Source organism: Sphingobium chlorophenolicum (genome assembly GCF_000722875.1).
Classification (GTDB): domain Bacteria; phylum Pseudomonadota; class Alphaproteobacteria; order Sphingomonadales; family Sphingomonadaceae; genus Sphingobium; species Sphingobium chlorophenolicum.
In genome coordinates this window covers 1-6,574 of sequence record NZ_JFHR01000100.1, presented here as the reverse complement: position 1 = coordinate 6,574, position 6,574 = coordinate 1, and the positions used below count along the sequence as shown (strand labels likewise).

Sequence of the window (6,574 nt, the reverse complement as noted above, 5' to 3'; positions counted from 1 at the left end):
GGCGGAGGCGGCGGCCTTCTATGAGCGGGCGGGTCGGGGCAGGCCTGCGGATGCCCTGCTGCGCAATGCCTGGGGCTATGCGCTGCTGCGCGCCGGACGGGCGGAGGCGGCGATAGAGGCTTTGCGCGGGGCCAGCGATCTGGCGCCGGGGGATGCAGTTATTCGCAATAATCTGATGCTGGCTTTGCTGGTCGGCGGGCGGCGCGTGGAGGCCGAGGCGGGGTTGCGGCGGGTTGATGCGGCCTTGCGGCGGAGGCTGCTGAGCGAGGCGGCGCGGGTTGAGGCGGGGCGATGAGGGCTTCTCGACTGCGCTCGAAGCGAACGGCGTTGGGGGGATTATGGCGCGACCGGTCGGCGGCCGTTGCGCCGATGGTGGCGGCTTTGGGGACGTTGCTGATCGGGGCGGCGGGGTTCGCGCTGGATGCGGGGCTTTATTATGTGGGCGAGCGGGATTTGCGGGCGGCGACCGATGCCGCCGCGCTGGCCGCCGCCATGAATCCGGCGCAGGCGGCAGCGCGGGCGCGGGACAGTTTGAGCCGCAACGGCTATGATCCGGCGATTTTGCGGTCGGTCGAGGTGGGGCGCTATTGCGCCGACGCGGCATTGGGCGCGGCGCAGCGTTTCGATCCGGGCATGACGCTATGTCCCGGCAATGGGCGGGCGAATGCGGTACGCATCCGTACCGGCAAGCCCGCCGGGCTGTTTCTGATGCGGGTGTTGGGACCGGCCAATCCGCTGCCCGATCTGGCCGCGAGCGCCACGGCGGCGCGCATCGACGAGGCGGGGGTCGGCATCACGTCCGGCGTGCTGACCGTGACCAATGCGCTGGTGAACGGCGTCAACGATCTGCTGGGCGCGTTGCTGGGCATCCAGTTGCGGCTTTCCACCGCCGATGTCGAGGCGTTGATGGCCAGCAATGTCGATGCGGGGCTGTTCTTCGACGCGCTGGCGCAGCGGGTGGGGGAAAGCGGAACCTATACGGACCTGACCAACCGGACGGTGGGGTTGCGCGACCTGCTGTCCGCCGCCGCCAGCGCCGCCGACAATGGGGCGACTGCCGCCGCGCTCGACCGGGTCGCGGGGCAGGTCGGCAATGGCTATGCCGTGCCGCTGAAGGGGCTATTCGGCCTGGGCGTATGGAAGAATATGCCGGTGGGCGGCGCGGCGGGGAAACCGGCGCTGCGGGCGGGGATCAACGCCTATCAGCTCTTTTCCTACGCGGTGCAGGCGGGCAATGGGCGGGTCGGCCTGTCGAACGCGGTGGGAGCAGTCGCGCCGGGCAGCAGCGTGCTGCTGGCGGCGATGGCGACCGGACCGATGGACCGGCCGCGCTTTTCCTTCGGCCCGGCGGGGGAGACCAGCGTCGCGACGTCGGCGGTGCGGTTGCAACTGGATGTCGGCCTGCCGCCCCTTGGCGGGCTGGCGAACATCAACCTGCCCATCGTCATCGACATTGGCGCGGCGCAGGCCAGCATAAGCGCCGTCGATTGCGCCGATACCGCCGAGCAGGCGCGCGACACGCGGGTCACGGTGCAGGCCCAGACCGGGCTGGTGAACGCCTATATCGGCGCGCTTCCCGCCAACGCCATGACGCGGCCGATGCCGCCCCTTTCCGCCAGCGATGTCAGGGAGACGCCCATCGCCAGCCTGGGTCCGATCGGCATCAACGGCAGAGCGGTGGCGGGACCGATATTGGGCAATGGCGGTCCCCTGATCTTCGGAACCGGCGGACAGGGCGGCATCGGCCGCCCCGCTGCGCCGGGAGCGCCCGCCACCATCGGCAATCAGGCCATGGTGGAGCCGCTGCTGACGACATTGATCGGCAATTTGTCGCTCAACATCACGCCCTGCCTGCCGCTGGTCTGCAATCTTTCGGTGGTCACCAATCTGGTGGGCAGCGTCATCATCGCCCCGGTCGCCGCTCTGGTCGGCACCACCATCGATCCGCTGGTGAGCAATTTGCTGGCCGCGTTGGGCATCCGGCCTGGCCATGCGACCGTCTGGGTCACGGGGGCGCGGTGCGGGGTGCCGGTACTGGTGTGACATTGGTGTGAGGGAAATCAGGCGGCGGGCGCCCTCCCCTCCCCCGCCCGCCGCCATTGCCATGAGGAGGGGACAGAGGAGAATGATCATGAAGAAACTGGCATCGTTGATCGCCAAGCTGAGGCGCGACCAGAGGGGGCTGACCGCCGTGGAATATGCCGTGCTGGGCGCGGTGGTGGTGGCAGCCATCGTCGCGGTGGGGACCAATTTCGAGACGCAGTTGGGCGCGGCCTTCACGAGCATGTTCAACAGCATCCCCAGGGGGTGAGCATCATGTTGGGCCGGGCGCGCCGTCTGGCGGGATGCGAGCGGGGGCTGGCGGCGCTGGAATTCGCGCTGCTGGCACCGGCTTTGCTGATGCTGGTCTTCGCGATCGTGCTCTATTCCTTTTACTTCGCCGCGCTGATGGGCGTGCGCCATGCCGCCGTGGAGGGTGCCCGCGCCGCCGTGGCGGGCCTGTCCACCGCCGAGCGCATATCGCTGGCGCAGGACCGGGCGCGGGCGGTGGTCGACGGATATGGCGCATTGCTGGCGGCGGGCGGCGGCGCGGCGATTGCCGCCGGGCCGGATGCGACCGGCACCTTCCGGGTACGGGTAAGCTATGAGATGAGCGGCAGTCCGATGATGCGCTACGCCGCCTTCGTGCCGATGCCGTCGCCGACGGTCAGCGCCAGCATCATCGTCACCAATGGGAGCTATTGAATGAATGGAGCGTCCTTCATCGGCTGCGCGCTGATGATCCTGCTGCTGTTGCCGGTGCTGGTCCTGCATTGGGAGGGACGCGTGGTGACGGACCGGCTCTATGGGGCGATCGCGCTGGGCGGCGTTGGTTTTGCCGCGCTGTTCCATGGGGCGGTAGGGGCGATGCTGGCGGTGGGGGTGGGTCTGGCCTGCCTGTTGCTGCTGTCGTCGGCGGTGGCCGCGATCAGCCTGTTCTGGCGGCTGCGGTTGCTGACCGGCGGGCATATCAAGCTGATCGCGGCGGGGGCGACATGGTTGAGCGCGGGCGGGGCCTTGTTGATGCTGGCTTTGGCGGTGGGGCTGTTCGTGGTGGTCGCGGTGATTTTGCGTGTACGCAAAGTGGCCGACCCCCGGCCTGACATGGCGGGGATCGCGGCCATCGCGCTGCTGTCGGCGCAGCTTATGACATGACCGGCGTGGCGCGCACCGTCCAGGGTGTGTGGACAGATTCGGGATGTCGGGAAATGGCCAGGAGCGGACGTAAGTGCTTCCCCTCCCCTTCAGGGGAGGGGACTGAGGGGTGGGGGCGTGCCCCACGGGAAAGCTGTCCTGTAACGGCACTCCCCCCCCCCAACCCCTCCCCTGAAGGGGAGGGGCTTAATGACCGCAAACCACCCAAATCACTCGGTCCGGGTCTATAGTAGCGGGGCGGCGCGCACCGCGACGATGGTTTCGCGCAGCCGCGTCAGCAATTCGTCCAGATCGGCATCCTCCGCTATGCTGAGGTCGACCGTCAGGCCGCCGCCCCGGCTGGGCTTGGCGCGGCCGATGCGCGCGCCGCCCGCGATGATGGCGATGTCGCGGGCCTCCTCCTGCGATGGGGGCATGGCGGCTTCGCGCAGGCGGGCGAGCACCGTGGCGGGCGGGATCAGCCGGTCGCCCTGACGGGCCAGCGCCTGCTGCTGTTCGCCGATCAATTGCGCTTCGGCGATCATCCGTCCGCGCTGCCCCGCCTGCCGCAGCAGCGGGGTCAGCAGTTCGGAATAGCGGACGCGCAATTCGTCCCGCGTGGCGAAGGCGTCGATCACCTCCTGCGGCAATTGGGCCAGGGCGATCAGGCGGCTCAATTGGCTGTTGGACAGGTTCAGCGCCTCCGCCATGCGCGATTGCACGCCGCCGTAGAAGCGGTCGACCGCATGCTGGTAGCTGCGCGCCCGGTCCAGTTCGCTGATATCCGCCCGCTCGCGATTTTCGATGTCGGCGAGGCGGAAGGCTTCCTCGTCGGACAGGTCGACCACCAGCGCCGTCAGCCGCAGGTCGGGGCGGCCATTATGGTTGAGCCAGCCCACCGCGAAGCGGCGGCGGCTGCCGACCAGAAGCTGATAGGGCCGGTCCGATCCGGGCGGGTTGAGGCGCACCAGCACGGGGATGCGGTTGCCGCCTTCGCTGGCGATGGACTCGATGAGCGAGCGGCAGGAGTCGGCGGTCAGGCCCGGCTGGTCGCGGGGATTGCCGTCCCACACCGAACATTCGTCCGGCTGGATCGAGATGGTTCCGCCCGTCCCCGCGCCCTTGTCCGCGAAATGGGCGAGGCGCTGGTCCAGGCGGCTGAGTTCTTCCCGGTCCGCCGGGGCCTTGGCGGGTTCGTAGGACAGGGTCGCCAATATGTCGCGGATGAAGCGGGCCATGGATCACTCCCTTTTTGCGTAACCTGCGTGCGCAATAGCCCGATCGGCGCGGGCGTGGCGGGGAATCCGGTTCGTTTTGGAGCAATTTGGTTTTGGCTCGCTGACGCTCGCGGCCCACCCCCCCCCCGCTTGCGGGAGGGGGTCAGGGTGACGGCGTTTGCGTGTTCGCAAGTTTGAGGAGGCGGCTGGCCGGCCGCCTCCTCGCCCCCGCCCTACCCCCGGGGGCTATTTGGGGGAGAGCTTCGTCGGTGCGCGGCCACGCCATGCATGAGGACGTGGCGGGGCCGCGCACCAGCGTCAGTTGCCGCCCAGCAGGCCGCCGAGCAGGCCGGTGACGGGGGCAAGGGCGTTGCCGGTTCCCTCCCCCGCGCCGAGCAGGCCGTTGACGATCCCCGTGACCGGAGCGAGCGGCGATCCATCCTGCGCGCCGGGCAAGGCGGGCGTCAGGCTGTTGACCGCGTCGAGCAGGGGCGCGGCGACGCTGTCGACCGTGCTGGTGACGGCGGCGGCCACGGGGGCGACGGCGCTCGTCACCTGGGTGACGGCGGTTTCGGCTTGCGGGCCGAGGAGGCCGCCTGCGAGGCTGGCGACCGGTTGGAGGCCGGACTCTACTCCGGCGGCCGTCGTCGGGACGCTCAGGTCGACCAGATTGCCCTGCGACAGGACGCCGACCGTGGCCAATTGTCCGGTCACCACGCCGCTGTCCGACGGGAGCAGGTTGACGCCGACCAGCGTCGCGGCGGTGGAGGGGCCGGTCAGCGCGTTGCCGCCCAGATTGGCGCCCACCAGCGGTCCGGCCAACGCGGAGGGATCTCCGACGCCGCCCAGCGCGCCCGTCAGGCTGCCGACCGCGGTTTCGACCAGCCCGGTGACGGGGGCGAGGACGCCATTGTCGGCGACCAGCGGGTCGGTGACAGGCGACAGCGCGCCGTTGACGGTGCCGAGCAGCGGCGCGGCGACGCTTTCGACCGTGGAGGTGACGGCGGCGACGGTGGGCGAAAGGCCGTCGGTGAGTTGCGTCGCCGCCTGCCCCGCCGGAGCGCCGAGCAGGGTTCCGGCAAGCGTGCCGACCGGGGCCAAGCCCTGCTGCACGCTTTGGGGCGTGGTGGGCAGGGCGGCCTGCGCGACGGTGCCGTCGCCCGTCAGCAGGTCGACCGTCGCCAAGCTGCCGGTCGAGGGCGTCGCGCCGGGCAGCAGGTTGACGCCGACCAGCGAGCCGGGGCCGGTGGGGCCGAGCAGAGGCTGGCTGCCGACCGAGGCCCCGATGACGGGTCCGCTGGCGGTGGGGCCGGTTGGACTGGTTGGACCTGTCGGGCCGCTGGGACCGGTTGGGCCAGTGGGACCGGAAGGTCCGGTGGGACCACCGGGGCCGGTCGGGCCGGATGGACCCGCTGGACCGGAAGGGCTGGTCGGACCCGATGGGCCGCTGGGGCCCGTGGGGCCGGAGGGACCGCTGGGACCGGAGGGGCCGCTGGGGCCGGAGGGGGACTGGCCGCCGCCCGCGCCTATGTCGAAACCGACGCCATCGGCGCAGGCGCTGAGCAAAAGAAGAGGTATCGCCGTGGCGCTCAGCAGATAGCGCCTTCCCGATCGAACCGGTCCGTGACGTGACATGGCATGACTCCCTGTTTCCCTGCGATCAGATCGCAACAGGGGCAGGTTAAGCCGGGCAGTCCCCATCGCCTCGTCAAGAAGAAACCGGTCTGGTTGGAACATGTCGCCTGCCGCGAAAGATCCATCTTGGCGTACGCAATGGGGGCTTCCGTTGTGCGCAACGCCTGTCGGGAGATTCGGAATTGACGTGGGGTGGGCCATTTTGCCGGGTTTTCAGGGCTTTTGATGGGCAAAATACGGGGGTGGGCAAGCAAATCGGGGTGAGGGCGCTTTTCGCCGAAACGGTCCAATTTATGGCATCGCGTTGCATACGGGGCCATTTGGATTGGCGGATAGCAATCAATACTGGTCGTGTAGAGGTAACCCCATGAAGCTCCAGAGCGACCGTTCCCCATCGACTGGGTATATATGCTCTGTATCTGCCCTTAGGCCGTGTGGACAAATTCAAGACTCGTCGGACTGAGTGATTTGGGTGGAGAGCCGCCATTCCCCCTCCCGCAGGCGGGAGGGGGTAAGGCGGCTCTCCACCCAAATCACTCAGTCCGACG

At 69.2% G+C, this 6,574-nt stretch carries 7 protein-coding genes; 5 read left to right on the top strand and 2 right to left on the bottom strand.

What is annotated here, in order from left to right; all coding sequences use genetic code 11:
• The 5 genes from BV95_RS21990 to BV95_RS21970 form a co-directional block, all read left to right on the top strand.
• Positions 1-295 (top strand): tetratricopeptide repeat protein (locus BV95_RS21990; protein WP_037457363.1); only part of this gene is annotated, 295 nt, incomplete at its 5' end.
• Positions 292-2,043 carry a TadG family pilus assembly protein gene (locus tag BV95_RS21985; protein WP_037457361.1) on the top strand — a complete coding sequence of 584 codons (1,752 nt, stop codon included), beginning with the start codon at positions 292-294 and terminating at the stop codon, positions 2,041-2,043. The genes BV95_RS21990 and BV95_RS21985, both read left to right, overlap by 4 nt.
• A gap of 88 nt (positions 2,044-2,131) precedes the next feature.
• A complete protein-coding gene (locus BV95_RS21980) occupies positions 2,132-2,311 on the top strand; it encodes a Flp family type IVb pilin (protein ID WP_013849049.1) in 180 nt (59 codons plus the stop codon).
• Positions 2,312-2,316: 5 nt separating this feature from the next.
• A complete protein-coding gene (locus tag BV95_RS21975) occupies positions 2,317-2,745 on the top strand; it encodes a TadE/TadG family type IV pilus assembly protein (protein ID WP_037457359.1) in 429 nt (142 codons plus the stop codon).
• Complete coding sequence (locus BV95_RS21970) at positions 2,746-3,195, top strand: hypothetical protein (RefSeq protein WP_037457357.1); 450 nt, start codon at positions 2,746-2,748, stop codon at positions 3,193-3,195.
• Positions 3,196-3,419: 224 nt separating this feature from the next.
• Here the strand turns inward: BV95_RS21970 and BV95_RS21965 are convergent, their stop codons facing one another.
• Together BV95_RS21965 and BV95_RS24470 are read right to left on the bottom strand one after the other, a co-directional pair.
• Positions 3,420-4,412 (bottom strand): ParB/RepB/Spo0J family partition protein, encoded by a 993-nt coding sequence (locus tag BV95_RS21965; RefSeq protein WP_037457353.1) that lies wholly within the window; start codon positions 4,410-4,412, stop codon positions 3,420-3,422.
• Positions 4,413-4,709: 297 nt separating this feature from the next.
• Positions 4,710-6,026: a hypothetical protein gene (locus BV95_RS24470; RefSeq protein WP_037457350.1), complete on the bottom strand. Its 1,317-nt coding sequence runs from the start codon at positions 6,024-6,026 to the stop codon at positions 4,710-4,712.
• Positions 6,027-6,574 lie beyond the last annotated feature (548 nt).

Excerpts from the sequence above, each read along its gene's own strand:
- BV95_RS21985 (WP_037457361.1), top strand. The coding sequence starts at position 292 with ATGAGGGCTTCTCGACTGCGCTCGAAGCGAACGGCGTTGGGGGGATTA.
- BV95_RS21970 (WP_037457357.1), top strand. The coding sequence starts at position 2,746 with ATGAATGGAGCGTCCTTCATCGGCTGCGCGCTGATGATCCTGCTGCTG.
- BV95_RS21975 (WP_037457359.1), top strand. The coding sequence starts at position 2,317 with ATGTTGGGCCGGGCGCGCCGTCTGGCGGGATGCGAGCGGGGGCTGGCG.
- BV95_RS21965 (WP_037457353.1), bottom strand. The coding sequence starts at position 4,412 with ATGGCCCGCTTCATCCGCGACATATTGGCGACCCTGTCCTACGAACCC.
- BV95_RS21980 (WP_013849049.1), top strand. The coding sequence starts at position 2,132 with ATGAAGAAACTGGCATCGTTGATCGCCAAGCTGAGGCGCGACCAGAGG.
- BV95_RS24470 (WP_037457350.1), bottom strand. The coding sequence starts at position 6,026 with ATGTCACGTCACGGACCGGTTCGATCGGGAAGGCGCTATCTGCTGAGC.